The 18,513-nt window shown below is 68.4% G+C and carries 19 protein-coding genes and 1 riboswitch; of the genes, 10 read left to right on the plus strand and 9 right to left on the minus strand.

The genetic code is table 11. The features are described 5' to 3' along the window. A partial coding sequence (locus LAO51_15560) for a hypothetical protein (GenBank protein MBZ5640162.1) occupies nucleotides 1-650 on the minus strand: 650 nt, incomplete at its 3' end. A gap of 120 nt (nucleotides 651-770) precedes the next feature. After that, nucleotides 771-850: riboswitch (cyclic di-GMP riboswitch) on the minus strand. Between the two features lie 169 nt (nucleotides 851-1,019). Between LAO51_15560 and LAO51_15565 the strand changes: the two genes are divergently transcribed. Then, entirely contained in the window at nucleotides 1,020-2,096 is a 1,077-nt protein-coding gene (locus LAO51_15565; protein MBZ5640163.1) for a radical SAM protein, read from the plus strand. An 82-nt stretch (nucleotides 2,097-2,178) separates the two neighbouring features. Beyond that, on the plus strand, nucleotides 2,179-2,670 hold the full coding sequence (locus tag LAO51_15570) for an AsnC family transcriptional regulator (GenBank protein ID MBZ5640164.1): 492 nt from the start codon (nucleotides 2,179-2,181) through the stop codon (nucleotides 2,668-2,670). Here LAO51_15570 and LAO51_15575 read toward each other — a convergent pair. The 5 genes from LAO51_15575 to rimI all read right to left on the minus strand — a co-directional run bounded on the left by LAO51_15575 (nucleotide 2,648) and on the right by rimI (nucleotide 4,822). Beyond that, complete coding sequence (locus LAO51_15575) at nucleotides 2,648-3,127, minus strand: universal stress protein (GenBank protein ID MBZ5640165.1); 480 nt, start codon at nucleotides 3,125-3,127, stop codon at nucleotides 2,648-2,650. The two genes, LAO51_15570 and LAO51_15575, sit on opposite strands and share 23 nt — an antisense overlap. 68 nt (nucleotides 3,128-3,195) lie before the next feature. Beyond that, complete coding sequence (locus LAO51_15580; protein ID MBZ5640166.1) at nucleotides 3,196-3,489, minus strand: hypothetical protein; 294 nt, start codon at nucleotides 3,487-3,489, stop codon at nucleotides 3,196-3,198. Nucleotides 3,490-3,516: 27 nt separating this feature from the next. Continuing rightward, complete coding sequence (locus tag LAO51_15585; protein ID MBZ5640167.1) at nucleotides 3,517-4,203, minus strand: RNA polymerase sigma factor; 687 nt, start codon at nucleotides 4,201-4,203, stop codon at nucleotides 3,517-3,519. Between the two features lie 17 nt (nucleotides 4,204-4,220). Beyond that, complete coding sequence (locus tag LAO51_15590; protein ID MBZ5640168.1) at nucleotides 4,221-4,481, minus strand: carboxymuconolactone decarboxylase family protein; 261 nt, start codon at nucleotides 4,479-4,481, stop codon at nucleotides 4,221-4,223. Between the two features lie 77 nt (nucleotides 4,482-4,558). Continuing rightward, nucleotides 4,559-4,822, minus strand: a complete 264-nt coding sequence (rimI, locus tag LAO51_15595) for a ribosomal protein S18-alanine N-acetyltransferase (GenBank protein MBZ5640169.1) — start codon at nucleotides 4,820-4,822, stop codon at nucleotides 4,559-4,561. Here rimI and LAO51_15600 point away from each other — a divergent pair. After that, nucleotides 4,817-5,113 (plus strand): chemotaxis protein CheW, encoded by a 297-nt coding sequence (locus LAO51_15600; protein MBZ5640170.1) that lies wholly within the window; start codon nucleotides 4,817-4,819, stop codon nucleotides 5,111-5,113. The two genes, rimI and LAO51_15600, sit on opposite strands and share 6 nt — an antisense overlap. A 15-nt stretch (nucleotides 5,114-5,128) precedes the next feature. Here LAO51_15600 and trxA read toward each other — a convergent pair whose 3' ends face one another. Then, on the minus strand, nucleotides 5,129-5,461 hold the full coding sequence (trxA, locus tag LAO51_15605) for a thioredoxin (GenBank protein ID MBZ5640171.1): 333 nt from the start codon (nucleotides 5,459-5,461) through the stop codon (nucleotides 5,129-5,131). A gap of 54 nt (nucleotides 5,462-5,515) precedes the next feature. Between trxA and rsmA the strand changes: the two genes are divergently transcribed. The 5 genes from rsmA (at nucleotide 5,516) to LAO51_15630 (ending at nucleotide 14,200) form a co-directional block, all read left to right on the plus strand. Next, entirely contained in the window at nucleotides 5,516-6,358 is an 843-nt protein-coding gene (gene rsmA, locus LAO51_15610) for a 16S rRNA (adenine(1518)-N(6)/adenine(1519)-N(6))-dimethyltransferase RsmA (GenBank protein MBZ5640172.1), read from the plus strand. Nucleotides 6,359-6,385: 27 nt separating this feature from the next. Then, the gene (locus LAO51_15615; GenBank protein MBZ5640173.1) at nucleotides 6,386-8,251 is read left to right on the plus strand and encodes a tetratricopeptide repeat protein; all 1,866 of its coding nucleotides are present in this window, start codon (nucleotides 6,386-6,388) and stop codon (nucleotides 8,249-8,251) included. Between the two features lie 86 nt (nucleotides 8,252-8,337). Then, nucleotides 8,338-9,999 carry a ribonuclease J gene (locus tag LAO51_15620; protein MBZ5640174.1) on the plus strand — a complete coding sequence of 554 codons (1,662 nt, stop codon included), beginning with the start codon at nucleotides 8,338-8,340 and terminating at the stop codon, nucleotides 9,997-9,999. A 2-nt stretch (nucleotides 10,000-10,001) separates the two neighbouring features. Beyond that, nucleotides 10,002-12,329 carry a DNA translocase FtsK gene (locus LAO51_15625; protein ID MBZ5640175.1) on the plus strand — a complete coding sequence of 776 codons (2,328 nt, stop codon included), beginning with the start codon at nucleotides 10,002-10,004 and terminating at the stop codon, nucleotides 12,327-12,329. Continuing rightward, nucleotides 12,326-14,200 (plus strand): DUF1736 domain-containing protein, encoded by a 1,875-nt coding sequence (locus LAO51_15630; protein ID MBZ5640176.1) that lies wholly within the window; start codon nucleotides 12,326-12,328, stop codon nucleotides 14,198-14,200. Before LAO51_15625 ends, LAO51_15630 begins: the two co-directional genes overlap by 4 nt. 37 nt (nucleotides 14,201-14,237) lie before the next feature. Here the strand turns inward: LAO51_15630 and amrS are convergent, their stop codons facing one another. Then, on the minus strand, nucleotides 14,238-15,308 hold the full coding sequence (amrS, locus tag LAO51_15635; GenBank protein ID MBZ5640177.1) for an AmmeMemoRadiSam system radical SAM enzyme: 1,071 nt from the start codon (nucleotides 15,306-15,308) through the stop codon (nucleotides 14,238-14,240). 189 nt (nucleotides 15,309-15,497) lie between these two features. On the opposite strand from amrS, the gene LAO51_15640 reads away from it, so the two are divergent. Further along, on the plus strand, nucleotides 15,498-16,613 hold the full coding sequence (locus LAO51_15640; protein ID MBZ5640178.1) for a hypothetical protein: 1,116 nt from the start codon (nucleotides 15,498-15,500) through the stop codon (nucleotides 16,611-16,613). Between the two features lie 360 nt (nucleotides 16,614-16,973). Beyond that, nucleotides 16,974-17,726: a glycosyltransferase family 2 protein gene (locus LAO51_15645; GenBank protein ID MBZ5640179.1), complete on the plus strand. Its 753-nt coding sequence runs from the start codon at nucleotides 16,974-16,976 to the stop codon at nucleotides 17,724-17,726. 16 nt (nucleotides 17,727-17,742) lie between these two features. Here the strand turns inward: LAO51_15645 and LAO51_15650 are convergent. After that, nucleotides 17,743-18,513, minus strand: a 771-nt coding sequence (locus tag LAO51_15650; protein ID MBZ5640180.1) for a hypothetical protein, incomplete at its 5' end; no start/stop codon positions are given.

Raw genomic sequence — 18,513 nt, forward strand, 5'->3', positions numbered from 1 at the left:
GTCCCAAGAAAAGATAGGTTATCAAGGTATTGAAAGTCAAAACCCCTGTCCGGACTAGAATAGCATAAGAAACCACTGCCATTCAAGCCAGGGCCCGTCGCACTTGTCCCTGTGGTAAAGCTATTGGCTATATAATCATAAGCATTAGAAGTTATCGGGGTGACGCTCAGCCAGTAGGTGCCCGCAGAAAGGAATTGATTCAGGTTTGTGACTTTAACCATTACTTCGGAAAAAGGAGGATCTGAAGCAAACAATCGGCCGGTAGGGTCAACGCTCATGCCAGACAAACTAACGGTACCGGATAACAGGAGGGTTCCGCCGTTGCCGGCAGACACGCCTTGGCGGATTTCCCAGTAAGCCCCGGTGATCGAGTCGCTAGAGTTAGTGTTTATAAGGAAGTTATTGGAGTAGAGGGTATTGATGGTCCAACCAACGGCAGGCACCACAAAACCATCGTAAGTCCTGGCATTGATGTCATTGATGGTTGGATTGATGCTGTTTGGGAGGATTTCGTTAATTTGATAACTAGGGTCGTTTGCAGTAAGATCATAATCGCCGCTATACCACAGAGTCTCGGCGTATGCCGGTGCGGCCATCGCCCCCAGCAACAGCAGGGCTAGAGCGAGTCGTGCTATTGACATCCTTTTCATTATCGTCCTCCTGGAAGATTAATCTTTGGCTTTGGTATGGGCTGCTTGCCATGGAGCTATCTAAACATCCATCACCTCCTTTATTAGCTCCCGAAGAGACAAAAAAACCGGGCTGCCTTTCCAGGCAACCCGGCTGTCTACGTTCTCTGAGACCCGTGGCTTTCCGTCCTCGCCTCGCGGCGGGTTTGGCATTTTTTCTGGCGATTCCAACATGGCAAAAAAATATAATCATGTCAAGGAATTTTTTAATTAAATTTAATTAAATTAAAAAATTATCATTACATGTTCACAAAATCGAACCGCGCCATCCGGCTGAGTCCATACCGAAGGCTATAGCTTTTGCCCTGGAAGTTCGTTATTATTTTACCCATGAGTCCGGCTCGAAATTCTTCCCGGGAGACCAAAATCCCTCCCCTCCGCCTCCTGGCCTGGGAGACCACCCGGCGCTGCAACCTGGCCTGCCTCCACTGCCGGGCCGCAGCGGGCTCCGGGCCCTATCCCGGCGAGTTGACCACCGACGAGGGCATCAAACTCCTGGACGACCTGGCCACCCTGGGCCAGATAGTGGTCATCCTGACCGGCGGCGAGCCCCTGCTCCGGGAAGATATCTTCGACCTGGCGGCCCACGGCGCCGGCCGCGGCCACCGCATGGTCATGGCGGTGAACGGCACCCTGTTGTCCCCGGCCATCGCCGCCCGTCTCAAGGACGTCGGCATCCAGCGTCTGTCCATCTCCATCGACGGGGCCAGCGCCGCCTCCCACGACCGCCTCCGGGCGGTGGAAGGCGCCTACGACGGGGCCCTGGCGGGCATCGCCGCCTGTAAGAAGGCCGGGCTCCCCTTTCAGATCAACACCACCGTCACCCGGGCCAACCGCGCCGAGCTCCCGGCCATCTTCGAGCTGGCCCTGAAACTCGGGGCCGCGGCCCACCATGTCTTCGTGCTGGTGCCCACCGGCCGGGGGGAGCTCATCCGGGAGGAGCTGCTGTCGCCGGCGGAATACGAAGAGACCCTAAGCTGGCTCCTGGAACGCCAGCATGACGGCCGGCTTTTCATCAAGCCCACCTGCGCCCCTCAGTACTACCGGCTCTGGCGCCAGGACGCCCACGCCCGGGGCGAACCCATCACCGCCGCCACCCACGGCATGGAGGCCATGACCAAGGGCTGCCTGGGCGGCCAGGGCTTCGCCTTCGTGTCTTATCGGGGGGAGGTCCAGCCGTGCGGCTACCTGGACCTGGTGGCGGGCAACATCCGGGAGACGCCGTTTCCGGAAATCTGGGCCAATTCGGAGTTGTTCCGGCAACTGCGCCGGGTGGACGACTACCACGGCAAGTGCCGCGCCTGCCAGTACCGCAAGGTCTGCGGCGGCTGTCGGGCCCGGGCCTATGCCATGACCGGCGACGTCCTGGGGGACGATCCCATCTGTCCTTATGAGCCGGTGGGATAAGATTTCACGCCAAGACGCAAAGGCGCACGGTTAATACGGGCTCACGCCAAGACGCAAAGGCGCAAAGACAGAAGCATTACTTATGACGAAACCGAAAACCGAAAACCGAAAACCGAAAACCCTGTCTTTAGACGATCTGGACCGGGCCATCTTAAACGAGATCCAGTCGCATTTTCCCATTGCGTCCCGGCCGTATGCCGAAGTGGGGAGAAGGGTAGGGGCCTCGGAAGAGGAGGTTTTGGCCCGGGTCGCGGCCATGGCCGACGGCGGCGTCATCCGGCGCCTGGGGGCCAACTTCACCTCCCGCAAGCTGGGCTACTCCAGCACCCTGGTCGCCGCCCGGGTGCCGCCGGATAAGCTGGACCACTTCGTGGCCGTGGTCAACCGCTACCCCGGGGTCACCCACAACTACCTGAGGCGGCACCGCTTCAACGTCTGGTTCACCCTCATCGCCGAATCGGCCGAGCGCCTCAACCAGATCCTGGAGGAAATCTCCCTGGCCTCAGGCGTGGCGGAAATCCTCAGCCTCCCGGCCCAGGAGATCTTCAAGATTAAAGTGGATTTCCCCGTGTAGGGGCCTGGCTTTCCCAGGGCACGCACAACACCGGGCAGGGCAGCAGGCGCACCACCTTTTCGGCGGTGGAGCCGAAAAAGACCTCCTCAATGGGTCCCCGGCCGCTCCGGCCATAGCCCCCCATGACAATCAAATCCGCCGCCAGATCCCGGGCCACCACGGCAATTTCCTGAAAGGGGATGCCCACGGTCACCATGCTGGTCACCTCCAGGCCTGAAGCGCAGCACTTCCCCAGAAATGCATCCAGGTTCTGTTGGGCCTCTTCCCGAAAGGCGGGCAGGAGGGTGTCCGGCGCCACTTTCAGGTGCTCCGCCATCCGGGCCACGATCCGCTGTTGGATGACGTGCAGGAGAACAATTTTGGCCCCGAACTGCCGGGCCAGTTTTTGGGCCACCTGGAAGGCGGCGCCGGCGCAATCGGAAAAGTCGGTGGCTACCAGAATGGCTTTGAAATCCATCGGGAAGTTCCCCCTCAATCGGGCCCGGGCCCGGGGTGAGGCCGGCAGGGCCCGCCAGGCCCGCCGGGTTATTTTAATTTCGCCTTGATTTTCTTAAACATTTCCCCGGCGTTGTCAAAGAACCCCACTTCCCTGAGCAGCACCTTGCCGCTTTTATCCACCAGCACCGTGGTGGGGGTGCCGCTGATATCGAAGAGGTCAACGCCGATGGCCCAATCGGGATCGGGCACCATGGGGAAAGGCACTTTATAAGCGGCTTTGAACCGCTGTAAGGACGACCCATCATCGCTCTCGCCCACCGCAATAAACTTTAGCTTGTCTTTGAGGTCCGATTTTGCCACCAGATTGTACAACCGGTTCACGACCGGCGCCTGCTCCACGCAGTGGGGTCAGGTGGTGCGCGTAATTTCTATCAGGACATACGGAGCCTTGATGTCCTGGAGGGTAAATGGCCCCGGCTTTTCCAGACCCAGGTAATTCTGGTCCTCTTGGGAGAGGGCGCCGGAGAACTTGAGAGCGGCAATTTTTTGCTGCAACGGGGCCGCCGCCGACAGTGACACCATGGCCAGCCAGATCGTCAGGCAGCCGGCCAGCAGCAGGGCCTTCAACTTTTTCCGGGCCCGGTGGAGCCTGATCTTGACGTTGTCCACGGTGATCCCCAGGATCTCGGCGATTTCCCGCTGGCTGAACTCGCTGATATCCGAAAGAATGATGACACTGCGGAGCGACTCGGGCAGATGGTTGACCAGACCGAAGACACATTTGCGCATCTGGCCTTGTTCCAGTTCTTTCTGAATCGTGGGCGCCTTGGCCGCGGCCGGCTCTCCGGAGATTTCTTCCAGGCCTAAATTGGCGGTTTTCCCTTGCCGGCGGAAATAATCCTGGCAGATATTGTAGGCAATCCTAAATATCCAGGCTTTTAGCTTGGAGGCATCCCTGACGTCTGCCAGGTTATGGTTGATTCTGATAAAGGTCTCCTGCACCAGGTCATCGGCCACCCATTCGTTTCTCACCGTATGCAGAATGAATCTTCTGACCTTCTGGTAATACTGATCGTAAATCTCCGTGAGGTGCATCTCTGACCCCGGTCAATTCATGAACCGCATTTCGGACTGCACTTATCGTTTGGCAAGGGGCAGGCATCCCCTTCCTGACCCGTTAGGGTTCTGACGCTGTTCTTCATCAGCATATTGATATTATTCTTAATTTTGTAAGCACATTCCACCGCCGCTTGAATATCCTCCGGGGCCAGGCCGCAGGCCTGGGCCTTCTGGTAATAGTAGTCAAAACAGGGAATACAGTTGGCCGCAACTGCCGCCCCCAGGCAAACCAATAATTGGGTTTTTTCTTCCATGGATCGTCTGCCCTCCTGATTCTGCTGGATTATCCTAAAGACGTCAAAGATCGCCAAAAGGTTACAGCGGTCTCTCCTCATGTTTCTCCGGTCTCGCCCCACTCCAGGGTCAGGAGGATGGCATCTTCGCGGGTGTCTTCGTAGTAGCCGGGGCGGCGGCCCACTTCTCTGAATCCGAAGGACTCATACAGGGCCTGGGCCGCCAGGTTGGAGGTCCGCACCTCCAGCCAGGCGAGCGCGGCCCCCAGCTCCCGGGCCTGGGCCAGGCCTTCGGCCAGCAACCGCCGGGCAATGCCCCGGCGGCGGCGGTCGGGAGCCACCGCCAGGTTGAGGATGTGCATTTCGTCGAGGACGACCCAGAAAATGAGGTAGCCCCAGGTCTGCCAGGGCTGAGGGGGGGGCTCGAGCTCGGCCGCCGACACGAGCGGCCGGACCGGTCCGGCTCGGCGCTCCTCTGTCCCGCGGGAGAGCGCTCGGTGGCGCTCGTGGTGGACGAGGTGCTCGGTCGGAGGGAGGTGGTGGTGAAGCCGCTCCGGCCGCCCCTGGGCCTCCTCAAGGAGTACTCCGGCGCCGCGCTGCTGGAGGACGGCTCGGTGGTGCTCGTGCTCGATCCCGCGGCGCTCCTCCCCTGACCGGCGCGATCCGCCCTACGCCAGGTGCCGCTCGATCAGCCGCCTGATCTGCTCCTTCGGCGCCGCGCCGATCATCTGGTCCACCACCCGCCCCCCCTTGAACACCATCAGGGTCGGGATGCTCCTTATGCCGAAGCGGTTCGAGAGGTCGCCGCTCTCGTCCACGTTCACCTTCGCGACCACCGCGCGACCGGCCATTTCCGACGCCAGCTGCTCCAGCGACGAGGCGATCGTCTTGCACGGGCCGCACCACGCCGCCCAGAAGTCCACGAGGACGGGGGCCTCGATCCTCTTGATCTCCTCGTCGAAGTTGCCGTCGTTCAGGTGTACGATCGGGTCGTCGGGCATCGCTCCTCCAGGGACCGCTCGTGCTGGGCTCGGAACCGCCGCCGGCAATATAGCATGCGCGCTTTCACGCGATCGAAGCCGGATCCGCCACGCGCCCGCCGGCGGTTCGGACAGCATTTCCTCGCGGATTCGCGGGCCGTCCACCGCATCGTGGACGCGCTCGCGCCCGCAGCGGACGAGCCCGTTCTCGAGATCGGCCCGGGGCAGGGAGCGCTGACCTCGCGCCTGATCGGCGCCGCCTCGCGTATCGCCGCGGTCGAGGTGGACCGTGGGCTGGCCGCGGCGTTGCGTCAGAGGTTCGACCCCGAGAAGCTCCTGCTGTTCGAGCGCGACGTGCTGAGCCTCGATCTCGCGGACGTCGCCCCCGCGCTGTCGTGCCCGCCGGGCGCGCCGCTCGCCGTCGTCGGGAATCTCCCCTACAACATCTCGAAGCCGGTCGCCATGAAGCTCGTGGCCGAGCGCGAATCGGTGTCGAGGGCGGTCCTGATGTTCCAGCGCGAGGTCGCCGACCGCCTGACGGCCGGGTTCGGCACCCGCGCCTACGGCCCGCTCACGGTCCTCGCCGGCCGCGCCTACCGCGTGACCGCTCTCTTCGACCTGTCTCCCGCGGCGTTCCGTCCGCGCCCCGCGGTGACGTCGACCGTCACTCGATGGGAGCGCCGTCCGCCCGACGACCTGCCCCCGGCCCTCGAGCCCGCGCTCCGCGCCTGCCTCGCGGCCTGCTTCGCCCATCGCCGCCAGACGCTCCTGAACAACGTCCGGGCCGCCCTCCCGGGCGGGGTCGACGAGGCCCGCGCTCTCCTCGCCTCCGCCGGTCTCGACCCGGGCGCCCGCGCCGAAGCCGTGCCCCCCGAGGGGTTCCTGATCCTGGCGAGCTTTTGGCCGCGCGGCGACTGATATACTGGACCGCCACGGAAGCCGAAGTTGAGCCGACCCCCGAAAAACCAACGGGCGACGGGAGACGGGAAGCCCGCCGGGAGCTTTCCCGCCCTGGCGATCGTCCTCGTGACGTTGGCGTCGGTGATCCCCTACGCGCCGGTGATGGGCGGCGGGTTCGCGCAGGACGACCACGCGATCGTCGAGCAAAACCCCCTGGTCCGCGGCGGCGGGATCGCCGCGATCTTCGGCACGGACTACTGGAGCGGCGGGGCGCCCGGCGGCGAGTCGGCGCTCTACAGGCCCGTCACGATCCTGAGCTTCGCCGCCGAGCGCGGGTCCGACGGGAGCGTGGACCCGGCCGGCGCCCACCGGGTGAACATCGCCCTCCACGCGCTGGTGTCGCTCGCGCTCCTCTTCCTCGCGCGGCGCTGCGGCGCTTCGTGGCACCTCGCGGCGGCGGCGGGGCTCCTCTTCGCGGTGCAGCCCGTCCACTCGGGCGCCGTATCGGGGCTCGTCGGGCGCGCGGAGGTCCTCGCCGCGCTGTTCACGATCGGGGCGCTCCTCGCCCACACGGCGGCGGGACCCTGGGGCGGCGCACGGCGCTCCCGCCTCGCGCCGGCCGCCCCGTACCTGTCGGGGGCGATGGTCTTCCTCGCGCTGGGATCGAAGGAAACGGCGATCGCCGCGCCCTTCCTGCTCGCCGCGCTCGACCTCGCCTTCCGTCCGCCGGAGCGGCACCGTCGCCTCGAGTGGCTGGGCGCGCGAGCGTTCGCCCTGGCGCCGACGGTCGTGGCGTCGCTCGCGTTCCTCGCCCTACGCGCCCGCGCGCTCGGGAGCGCCTTCGCCGTCCAGAAGCCGGTCCTCGCGGACAACCCGCTGGTGGCGCTCCACGGCGTCGAGCGCGTCGCCACCGCCCTCGGTCTCGCCGCCCGCGCGGCGGGCCTGATGATCCTCCCGCTGCGGCTCACCCCCGACTACTCCGGCCCCGTGATCCCTAGGGAGACGGGGATCCTGGCCCCGCTCCCGCTCGCCGGCGTCCTCGTCCTCCTGGTCCTGGCTCTCCTCGCCCTCGCTCCCGCGCTCCTCCGGCCGGCGCGCTCCGCCGGCGGGCCGGACCCGTTCGGCCTCCTCCGCCGCTCGGCGTTCGCCGCGACCTTCTGCCTCCTCCCCTACCTCGTGGTCGGCAACCTCCTCGTGCCGATCGGCGTGATCTTCGCCGAGCGGCTCCTCTACCTCCCTTCCGCCGGCTTCTGCCTCCTGGTCGCGTGCGCCGCCGAGGAAGTGCTCGCGCGCTCGCGGCCCACGGGAGGCGCGAGGCGGCCGATCGCTGCGGCGCTCCTCACCCTCCTCGCGGCCGCGTGCCTCGGCGCCGCGGTGCGGACCTCGAGGGCGAGCGCCGAATGGCGGAGCGACGAGCGGCTCTGGGAGGCCGCGGTCCGATCGACCCCGACGAGCCCGCGGGCGCAGTTCACCCTGGGGAAGATCCGCGAGGAGCACGGACGCGACGGCGAGGCGTACGAGCTGTTCGACCGCGCGACCCGCCTCTGGCCCTATTTCTCGTCGGCATGGTACGAGAAGGGGCTCCTCCTCTCGAAGCGCGGCGATCTCGCGCCGGCCGAGGCGGCGTTCCGCAAGGCGATCGACCAGAATCCCCGGCTCGAGGGGGCGGTTCTGGGCCTCGGCGCCGCCCTCGAGCGACTGGGCCGGCGCGAGGACGCGGCGCGGGCACTCAGGGAGGCGGCCGGGCGGCTTCCCCGCTCCGCCGGGATCGCCGAGGCGCTCGGCGACGTCCTCTTCCGCTCGGGACGTTACGGCGAGGCCGCCGATGCCTACCATCGCGCCGCGTCGCTCGGCCGCCCCGATCTCGCCGCGCGCGAGCGAGCGGCGAGGGCGAGAGCGGCCGGGGCGTAGGCCCGCGCGGCCTCGCCGCGTCTCGCTCTGATATACTCCGTCCCTCGCACGTCCTGAGCGACCCGCGAGGAGACGCGGGAGTTCCGGTGCCATCCCCACCGCGCATCGAGATCGTTCCCCTGGGCGGGCTCGGCGAGTTCGGCATGAACCTCATGCTCTACCGCCACGGGCAGGACTGCATCGTGGTGGACGCCGGGATGATGTTCCCGGGGGCCGAGCACCTCGGCGTCGACGTGGTGATCCCGAATCTCGACTACCTGGACGTCTGCGGGACGATCCACGGCGTGCTGCTCACCCACGGGCACGAGGATCACACCGGCGCTCTCCCCTACCTCCTGGCGCGGCGCGAGGTCCCGGTCCACGCCGCCCCGTTCACCCTCGGGCTCGTCAGGGCCCGTCTCTCCGAGCACGACCTCGCCGTGCGCGGCCTCCTGCGCCCGCTTCCCACCGACGGCACGAAGCTCACGCTCGGCCCGTTCGCGATCGAGACGCTGCCGGTCGCCCACTCGATCCCCCAGGCCGCGATGCTGGTCATCCGCACTCCCGTGGGGACCGTGGTCCACACCGCCGACTTCAAGCTCGATCCGACCCCGATGGACGGCGTGGGCGCGGATCTCTCGGTGCTGGCGCGCCTGGGCGACGAGGGAGTCCTGGCGCTGCTGTCCGACAGCACCAACGCGGACCGGCCGGGATTCACCCCGGGCGAGCGGACGGTGGTCCCCGTGCTCGATTCCCTCCTCGCGTCGGCGCGGGCGCGGGTGTTCGTCACGTCGTTCGCGAGCAACATAGAGCGCCTCCAGCAGGTGACCGCGCTGGCGGGGCGGCACGGCCGGAAGGTCGCGCTCCTCGGCGCGTCGATGCTGGGGCACTCCGACGTCGCGGAGCGCCTCGGCCTCCTCAAGATCCCGGCGGGCCTCAGGGTCGACGCCGAGACGGCGATGAACCTCCCCCGCGAGCGGGCCCTGATCCTGGCGACCGGATCGCAGGGCGAGCCGATGTCCGCGCTGGCCCGCATCGCGGTGGACGAGCACCGCGACGCGCGCGTCGAGGAAGGCGACCTGGTCATCCACTCGGCGCGGACCATCCCCGGGAACGAGAAGAGCATCGGCCGGATGATCAACCACCTCCTTCGCCGCGGCGCCGACGTGGTGACCCAGGCGGAGGCTCCGGTCCACGTGTCGGGGCATCCGGCCCGCGAGGAGCTCAAGCTGCTCCTCCGTCTCCTCCGCCCGAAGTTCCTGATCCCGATCCACGGGGAGTACCGGCAGCTCAGGGAGCACGCACGGGTCGGGCGCGAGGCGGGCCTGGCGAGCGACGCGGTGATCGTCGCCGACTCCGGCGACCTGATCGCGCTGACCGAGAACGAGTGCCGCATCGTGGACCGGGTTCCCGTGGGCCAGGTGTTCATCGACGACGCGCTCGAGGAGGTGGATCTCTCCGTCCTGAGGGACCGCCGCCGGATCGCCGGCGACGGCATCGTGGTCACGGTGGTCGCGGTCGATCGCGTCAGCGGCGGCGTGAACGGCACCCCCGAGATCATCAGCCGCGGCTTCCTCCCGGAGGGCGGCGAGGAGACCGTGCTCGAGGAGGCCCGTCACGTGGTCAGCCTGTCGCTCGCCGAGGCGACGCCGGAGGAGCGGGCGGACGAGGGGCTCCTGAAGGCGCGCATCGCCACGGACCTGAAGCGCTTCTTGCGGCGCCGCACCCAGCGCCGCCCTCTGATCGTCCCGGTGCTGGTGGAGCTGTAGCGATGGACGTGTCGAGCCGGCGACCGCGGAAGCGCCACGGCCTCGGCGAGGTCGTGGGGATCCTCCTGCTCACGCTCGCCGCCGTGGTCGTGCTCGCTCTGGCCACCTACGACACCGCCGACCCGAGCCTCTTCCACTGGCTCCCCGCGCCCAGGCCGACCCACAACTGGACCGGCTGGGTGGGCGCGTCGATCGCCGAGGGGCTCGTGCAGTGCTTCGGCCTCGCGGCGTTCCTGGTCCCCCTCATCCTGGCGCTCATCGGATGGACCCGGCTCACCGGACACGGCTTCGCCGCGTCGTACGAGAAGCTCCTGGGCTACGGGGTGGTCCTCGTCGCGCTCTCGGCCCTCCTCGACCTCCTCTACGGCTCGGTGGCGTTCGGCGGCTGGAACCCGTCGGCGGGAGGCGAGCTGGTGGGACGGGGCGCCGCCTCCGCCCTCGTGGCGCTCCTGGGGGGGAGCGGAGCGTGGATCGCCGCGGCGGGATGCCTCGCCGCCGGCATCGTGCTCGCGACCCGGTTCTCGTTCGTCCGTGCCGGCGAGACGCTCCTCCAAGCGACCGCGGCGCTCGGCCGCCGCGCCGCGGCCCGCTTCGCGGCGTTCAGGGAGTCGCGGCGGCGCGCCGCGCAGAAGCGCGCGCTGATCCGCAAGCACGCCAAGCGCGCCGCCTCCTCCCCGGCCCCTTCCGAGGCGGCCGAGGAGCCGGTCCCCGCTCCGGACGCGAAGCCGCGCCCTTCCATCCGCGTTCCCCAGGAGCCCGAGGTCGTCGCCGCGAAGCCCGCGCGCCCGATGGTGCCCGTCGGTCCGGCGCCGAAGCCCGCGGCCCCATCGCGCCAACCGCAGCTCCCGATGGAGCACGGCGACGGCGGGATCGCCCTTCCGCCCATCGAGCTCCTGAACGAGCCCGCGCCGCAGCAAGGAGAGGACGAGAAGGAGCTGCTCGCCCGCGCCCGCCAGATCACCGAGAAGCTCCGCGAGTTCGCGCTCGAGGGGAGCGTCGTCGCGATCCATCCCGGCCCCGTGGTCACCACGTTCGAGTTCAAGCCCGAGGCCGGCGTCAAGTACTCGAAGGTCACCGGTCTCGTGGACGACCTCTGCCTCGCGCTCAAGGCGGAGTCGGTGCGCATCGACCGGATGCCCGGCCGCTCCACCATCGGTGTCGAGGTCCCGAACCGCCACCAGGAGACGATCTACCCGCGCCAGCTCCTGTCGTCCGAGCGCTTCAGAGGCTCGAAGTCCAAGCTCTCCCTCGCTCTCGGGAAGGACATCAGCGGCGCCGTGTTCACCGCGGAGCTCGACCGGATGCCGCACCTCCTGATCGCCGGCGCGACCGGCGCGGGAAAGTCGGTGGGCTTGAACGGGATGATCGCCAGCATCCTCTACAAGGCCTCGCCGCGCGACGTCCGGTTCATCATGATCGACACCAAGATGATCGAGCTGGGGATCTACGCCGACATCCCCCACCTCCTGATCCCGGTCGTCACCGACCCGAAGGCCGCCTCCACCGCCCTCAAGTGGGGGGTAAGGGAGATGGAGCAGCGCTACCGCAAGCTCGCCTCGGTGGGCGTGCGGAACCTCGAGCAGTACAACGCGCTCCTCGCCCAGGAGCCGGGCCGCACGATGACCGACGAGCGCACGGGCGAGCCGATCCCCCTCGGCCATCTCCCCTACGTCGTGATCGTCATCGACGAGATGGCCGATCTCATGATGGTCTCGTCGGCCGACGTCGAGGAGTCGGTGATGCGGCTCGCCCAGATGGCCCGGGCCGTCGGGATCCACATGATCCTCGCCACCCAGCGGCCGTCGGTGGACGTGATCACCGGGACCATCAAGGCCAACTTCCCGGCGCGGATCGCCTACCGGGTGTCGCAGCGCGTCGACTCGCGGACGATCATCGACCAGGGGGGGGCGGAGCAGCTCCTCGGACGCGGCGACATGCTGTTCCTTCCGTCCGGCTCCTCGCGACTGGTCCGGCTGCACGGAGGGTTCGTCACGGAGGCGGAGCTGAACCGGATCACCGCGTTCCTGAAGAAGCAGGCCAAGCCGGTCTACGACGAGTCGGTGCTCAAGGAGCCCGAGGAGGAGCGGACGGGCTACGACGCCGGCGAGCGGGACTCCATGTTCGTCGACGCCGTCCGCATGGTCCTCCAGGAAGGGCAGTGCTCGATCACGCTGATCCAGCGCCGCCTCCGCCTCGGGTACGCGCGAGCGGCGCGCATCGTGGACATGATGGAGCAGGAGGGGATCATCGGCCCCGCCGACGGCAGCAAGCCGAGGGAGGTCCTCGTGGGGCCCGAGGTCCTCGGCGGCCTCGAGGCCCCCAGGCCGTGAGGCGATCCCCGGACCGGCTCCGCCTCGGGTTCCCGACGCTCCGACCGGCCCACCGGGCCGCGCTCCTGGCCGCGGCGATCGTCCTGGCCGCCGCCCTCGCCCACGCGCCGCTCTACCGGGCCGGGTACGTGCAGGACGACCACCTGGCCGTCGAGGAGAGCGCCACGGTCGCCCGGGGCGACCTCTCCGCGATCTTCTCGGGGTCGTACTGGGAAGGCGCGAGGGGTCAGGATCGAACCCTGTACCGCCCGGTCGCGATCCTGAGCTACGCCCTCGAGCGGAAGGTCACGGGCTCCCCCGACCCCGCTCTCTCCCACGGGGTCAACGTGCTGCTGCACGCGCTGACCGCGCTGGCCCTCGCGGCCCTCGCGCGGCGCCTCGGCGCGACGCCGCTCGCCTCCGCCGCGGCCGGCCTGCTCTTCGCCCTGCACCCCGTCCTCACCGAGGCCGTCGCCAACGTCGTCGGCCGAGCCGAGATCCTGGCGGCGCTGTTCACCCTCCTGGCGCTTCTCGCTCTGAGCGCCTCGGGGCGTTGGGAGACGCCGGGCGCGCGCGCCACCGTCTCGAGCGAGGCGACGTACCGGCTCGCCTCCTGGGGGGCCGCGGCGCTCCTGTTCCTCGCGCTGGGATCGAAGGAGACCGCGATCGCGGGGGTGGGGCTCCTGGCGCTGCAGGAGCTGCTGTTCCGGCCGCCGCTCCCCGGACGCCTCCGCCCGTGGCTCGTGGACCGGGGCGCCGCGCTGGCGCCCCTCGCCGTCGCCTTGGAGCTTCACGTGATCCTGAGGATCCGCGCGCTCGAGGCGTTGACCCTCGCGCAGACGGTCCCCCCCGCGGACAATCCGCTCGTCCGCCTCGACGGGACCGACCGGCTCCTGACGGCGCTCGCCATCGCCGCGCGCTACGCCCGGCTCGTCTTCATCCCCGTCCGTCTGTCGGCGGATTACTCGGGGAACGCCATCGCGGCGGAGCGGGCGCTGCTCGCGCCGCGTTCCCTCGCGGGGCTCCTGTTCCCCGCCGCCTGGACCGTCCTGGCGCTCCTGCCGCTTCTCCTGCGCCGGCGACCGGGCGCCCCGGCCCTCCCCGGCCTCGCGCGCCAGGTGTCGTTCTCCGCCGCCCTGTTCCTGCTCCCCTACCTCGTGATCGGCAACCTGCTGTTCCGGATCGGAGCGGGGATGGCGGAGCGATTCCTCTACCTTCCCGTCGCAGGGTACTGCCTGCTGCTCGCCGTGGTGATGGGGCGGCTCGTCGAGAGCGAGATCGCCTTCGTCCCCTCGAGCCTCGCCCAGCTCCGGCGACTCGTCGGCCTGGCGTTCGCGCTGCTCCTGGCGGGGTTCGCCATCGGCACCGCGTCCCGCTGCCTCGAGTGGCGGAGCGACCGGACGCTATTCGAGGCGGCGACGCGCGTGAGCCCCCTCTCCCCCCGCGCCCGCTTCGTCGTCGCGACGCTCGACGCCAGGGAAGGACGGAGCGCCGAGGCGCTCCGCGGCAACGACGACGTGCTCCGACTGTGGCCCGAGTACCTGCCCGCCCTGGTGCAGAAGGGGGTGCTCCTCGGCGAGAAAGGCGACATCGCGGGAGCGGAGGCGGCCTGCCGCGAGGCGGTCCGCGTCGGTCCCGAGTACGGCCTCGCGCACTTCGATCTGGGCGTCGCTCTCCATCGCGAGAAGCGGCTCGACGGGGCGGAGCGCTCGCTCCGCAAGGCCGTCCTCTGGGATCCTTCGCTCGACCAGGCCTGGGCCGAGCTGGGAAACGTCCTGCTCGAGGAGCGCCGCTACGCCGGGGCCGTCGATGCGTTCTCCCGCGCGCTCGCCCTCGGCCGCTCCGCCGTCGCCCCCCGCCTTCGCGAGGCCAAGAGGCTCGCCGGAACCTGACGCGCCTCGTTTCGACGCCATCGGCTTCGCGCACCGATCAGCTGGGCCGCTTCCACACTCCGGGCACCGCCGCGCCGCAGTCGGGGCACGTCCCGGAGTCCGCGAGGCGGTTCCGCAGCACGCGGAACCCGCGGCGCTCGATCAACACGGCGCCGCAGCCGTGGCAGCGGGTGTCCTCGAGGCCGCCCACGTGGCCGGGGAGGTTCCCGGCGTAGACGTGGCGGAGCCCCGCTTCCCTCCCCGCCTCCACCGCGCGCAGCAGGTCCTCGACCGTCGTGTCCCCCTGCCCCGCCATCCGGTAGTCCTCGTGGAACGCGGTGACGTGCCACGGGATGTCCGGGGACACGCCCGCGAGGAACGACGCGATGTCGCGGAGCTCCTCCTCGGAGTCGTTGAACTTCGGGACCACGAGGGTGACGACCTCGACCCAGAACCCGCGCTCCTTGAGGCTCCGGATCGTGTCCAGCACGACGTGGAGGCGGCCGCCGAGGCCCCGGTAGGACGCTTCGCGAAACGACTTCAGGTCCACCTTGAACAGGTCCACGTGGGGCCTCAGGTAGTCGAGCACCTCCGGCGTCCCGTTCCCGTTGGAAACGTAGCCGCAGACGATCCCCTCCCGCTTCGCGAGGGTGAAGACCTCGACCGCCCACTCGCTGGTGATCAGCGGCTCGTTGTAGGTGCTGACGATCACCGGGGCGCGCCGCCGCACGGCGAGATCGACGATCTCCGCGGCGGAAACCTCCCTCGGCCGCGCGAGGGCCTCTCGGTCGCGGAGCGTCTGCGACGTCAGCCAGTTCTGGCAGTAGGCGCAGTGGTAGTCGCAGCCGAGCATCCCGAACGAGACCGCGTCCGCGCCTGGGAACGCGTGGAAGAACGGCTTCTTCTCGATCGGGTCGACCGCGAGCCCCGCGACGTACCCCGCCGGCACGCGGAGCACGCCGTCGCGATTGAACCGGACCTTGCAGATGCCGTCGTGTCCCTCGGGAATGAGGCAGCGGTGCCCGCACGCGTGGCAGCGGACCTTCTGTCCCTCGAGGCGCTCGTACAGGACCCCGCGGCGCGTGCGTCTCGCCAGCTCTTGTCCCAGCGTCGCGACCGCGGGATCCATGGCTCTGGGCATCGCCCGCCTCCCTGCCCGGACCAGTGTAGCGCAAGCCGGGCCGGCGGCCGAAGCGCGCACGGTGGCCGCGAGGTTGTGGGGTGAGTCGAGAATCGACCGGACGCCCGTGGCCGGTGCTTGTCCACCGGCGGACGATGCTGCAGACAGGGTGGCGTCCTTTCGGTCTTATTTTCGGGCATGGGCGTTGCCTTCAACTCGGTGGTGCACTGGCCCTCACGTCCTATCGAGTCCATTCGCCCCGGCCGCTTCCGTCCCCCCTTCTGTCCCTGGCCCGACTGTCCGGCTCACCACGGAGTTGGCTCTCGATTCCACCGCCACGGCTCCTATGTCCGCCGCGCCGATCGCCGCAAGATCCCTCGGTATCGGTGCCTCCTCTGCCGCCATACCTGCTCACGGCAGACCTTCTCCTTCTCCTACTACCTCAAGCGGCGCGACCTCCCCGAAGAAGTCGCCGCGGCCCTCGAGGCCGGCTCCGCCCACCGCCAGATCGCCCGCTCCCGGGCGTGCGCCAAGACGACCGTCACCCGCCTCGCTCACCGGCTCGGACGACACGCTCTCCTGCTCCAAGCACGGGCCCTCCATCACCTCGGCTCCCTCGAGGAGAGCATCGTCCACGACCACTTCGAGACCTTCGTCGGCCGCCAGGACCACGCCCTCGCCATCGGGACACCCGTCGGCGCCCGATCCTGGTTCTGCTTCGGGCCCGATCCCGCTCCGCACCGAGGGCCCGGGCGCCGTCCTGACGGGCGCCCCGCCAAGTCCCCGACCCTGGCGGAGCGTGCCCCCTATGTCGCCAGCATCCGAAGATCCCTCGACCTGCTCCTGTCCCTGCCGCCTCCCGGTGACCGCCTGAGGCTCCGCGTCGACGGGAGGAAGGACTACGGCCTCGCCGTGCGATCGCATCCGCAAGGCCATCGAGTGGACCTCGAGGTCTACCCGAATCCCGTCCGCGGGCCCAAGGGCTCGCCCCGCTCGGCCGAGGCCATCGCGCGGGACCAGGCGATGGCGCCGGTCGATCACCTGCACCAGCTGCTGCGCCACACCTGCGCCGATCACAAACGTGAGACGATCGCGTTTGGCCGGAGGCTGGAGTCGATTGTCGGCCGGGCCTTCCTGATGACGGTTTGGAAGAATTTCGTCAAGGGCCGATCGGAGAGGCGGCCGGACCGGAGGACGCCGGCGATGCTGCTGGGGTTGACGGAAGGCCCTTGGACCTGGCGCCAGGTCCTGGCGACAAGGCTGTTTCCTGGCCGGGAGAAGCCGCCGGAGTCCTGGCTGAAGATCTACTGCTGAAGCAAGTCCGACGGGCGGCTGGTGTCAGGCTCCTTCAGATCCCCACCCAAGCACCCGCAGACAATGCTGTGCTCCGCTCCCCGCGCTCCACCACGCACCTCTCGGAATCCCACAAACTCGCGGCCACCGTGGGCGCGCGGCCCTTCCCGGGCGCCGGTGCGTTCTCGAGCTCTTCGAGCTTACCCTGAAGGGGCAGGAACCCTTCGGCGTCCGGAGAATGGCCTTGACGATAATGTCGGTTGCGCGCGGCCCCGAAGCAACATGGAAAAGGCCGACAATCGCCCCTCGAACCGCCGGCGGCGGCGAGATCGGGGCCACGGGATGATAGGATACTTCGCCGATCGAGGAGACGGGCGGAGCATGTTCAAGGGAAAGAAAGTGGTGGTGGTCATGCCGGCGTACAACGCCGCGAAGACCCTCGCCCGCACCTACGACGAGGTCATGGAGCAGGAGATCGTGGACCTCGTCCTGGTGGTGGACGACGCGAGCCGCGACCGCACCGTGGAGATCGCCCGCTCCCTGCCCCGAACGCGGGTCCACGTCCACGAGCGGAACCGCGGCTACGGCGCGAACCAGAGGACCTGCTACCGGCTCGCCCTCGAGGAGGGCGCCGACATCGTGATCATGGTCCATCCGGACTACCAGTACACCCCGAAGCTCCTCCCCTCGATGGTCGCGCTGATCGGGAACGGCGTTTACCCGTGCGTGCTGGGATCCCGGGTGCTCGGGGGCGGGGCCCGCCGCGGCGGGATGCCCCTCTGGCGGTACGCCGCCAACCGGTTCCTCACGTTCTACTCGAACGTCGTTCTCGGCGGGAAGCTCTCGGAGTACCACTCCGGTTACCGGGGGTTCTCCCGCGAGCTCCTGGCTCGCCTGCCCCTCGACGCCAACTCCGACGATTTCGTTTTCGACAACGAGGTGCTGGCGGAGGTGCTCTGGCTCGGCTGCGAGATCGGCGAGGTGAGCTGCCCCACGAGCTACTTCGAGGAGGCCTCGTCGATCAACTTCCTCCGTAGCGTCCGGTACGGCTTCGGCTGCCTCTGGACCGCGCTCGTCTTCCGCTTCTGCCGCGCCGGCCTCGCTCGTTCCCCGAAGTTCCCGCGAGCCGCCTGAATCGTCCCGGCACCCGCTATTGCGTCTCCGCCTCCGCCGGGCCGTTGCCGGTGAGGCGCACGTCGCCGTTGGCGACGATCTTGAGGAGCGGGCGACTCATGCGTCCGACGGATCCCTGCGCCTGGGATCGATCGTCGCTCACCACGACGCGCGGGAGCCCGACGGTCTCGATGCGCCCTTCCTTCGTCTGCGCCTGCACGAGACACCCCCCCGACGTCGAGAACTCGACCGACACCCCGCCGCTGTCGTTGGTGATCGAGCTGTCCTTCGCGGCCGGGAACGACGTCCACGATACGTAAACCTCCTCCCCGTCCGCCCGGATGTCCACGGGGCCGTTCAGCTCGGTGAGCCGCACGTTGCCGCCGCGGCTCGTCACCCTGACCTCGCCGAAGATGTGGCCCGCCACGATCTCGCCGTTGTCGGCGTCGATCGTCACGAGTCCCGTGGTGTTGTCGAGCGCGACGGGGGCGGACGACGTCCTTACGGTGACGTCGGCCCCGATGTTCTTGAGGCTCGCCTTCAACCCGTCTCCCTCCACCGAGACGGGGCCCGAGATCGCCTCGATCTGAGCCTCCTCCGCCCCGGTGCCCCTGACCTCCACCGAGCCCTTGTTGGTCGTGCCCCTCACGGCGCCCGCCGACGTGTTCACGCGCAGCGCCGACTCGAGGTCGCGGAACTGCACGTCCCGGTCGGTCTCGATCGAGATCGCCCCCTTCGACCGCTCGAGCTTGAGCGGGGCCCCCGAGAGCGTGAAATCCGCCCCCCGCTCGAGCCCCGAGACGTCCGC

This window comes from Terriglobia bacterium (assembly GCA_020073205.1).
Taxonomy (GTDB): Bacteria; Acidobacteriota; Polarisedimenticolia; order Polarisedimenticolales; family JAIQFR01; genus JAIQFR01.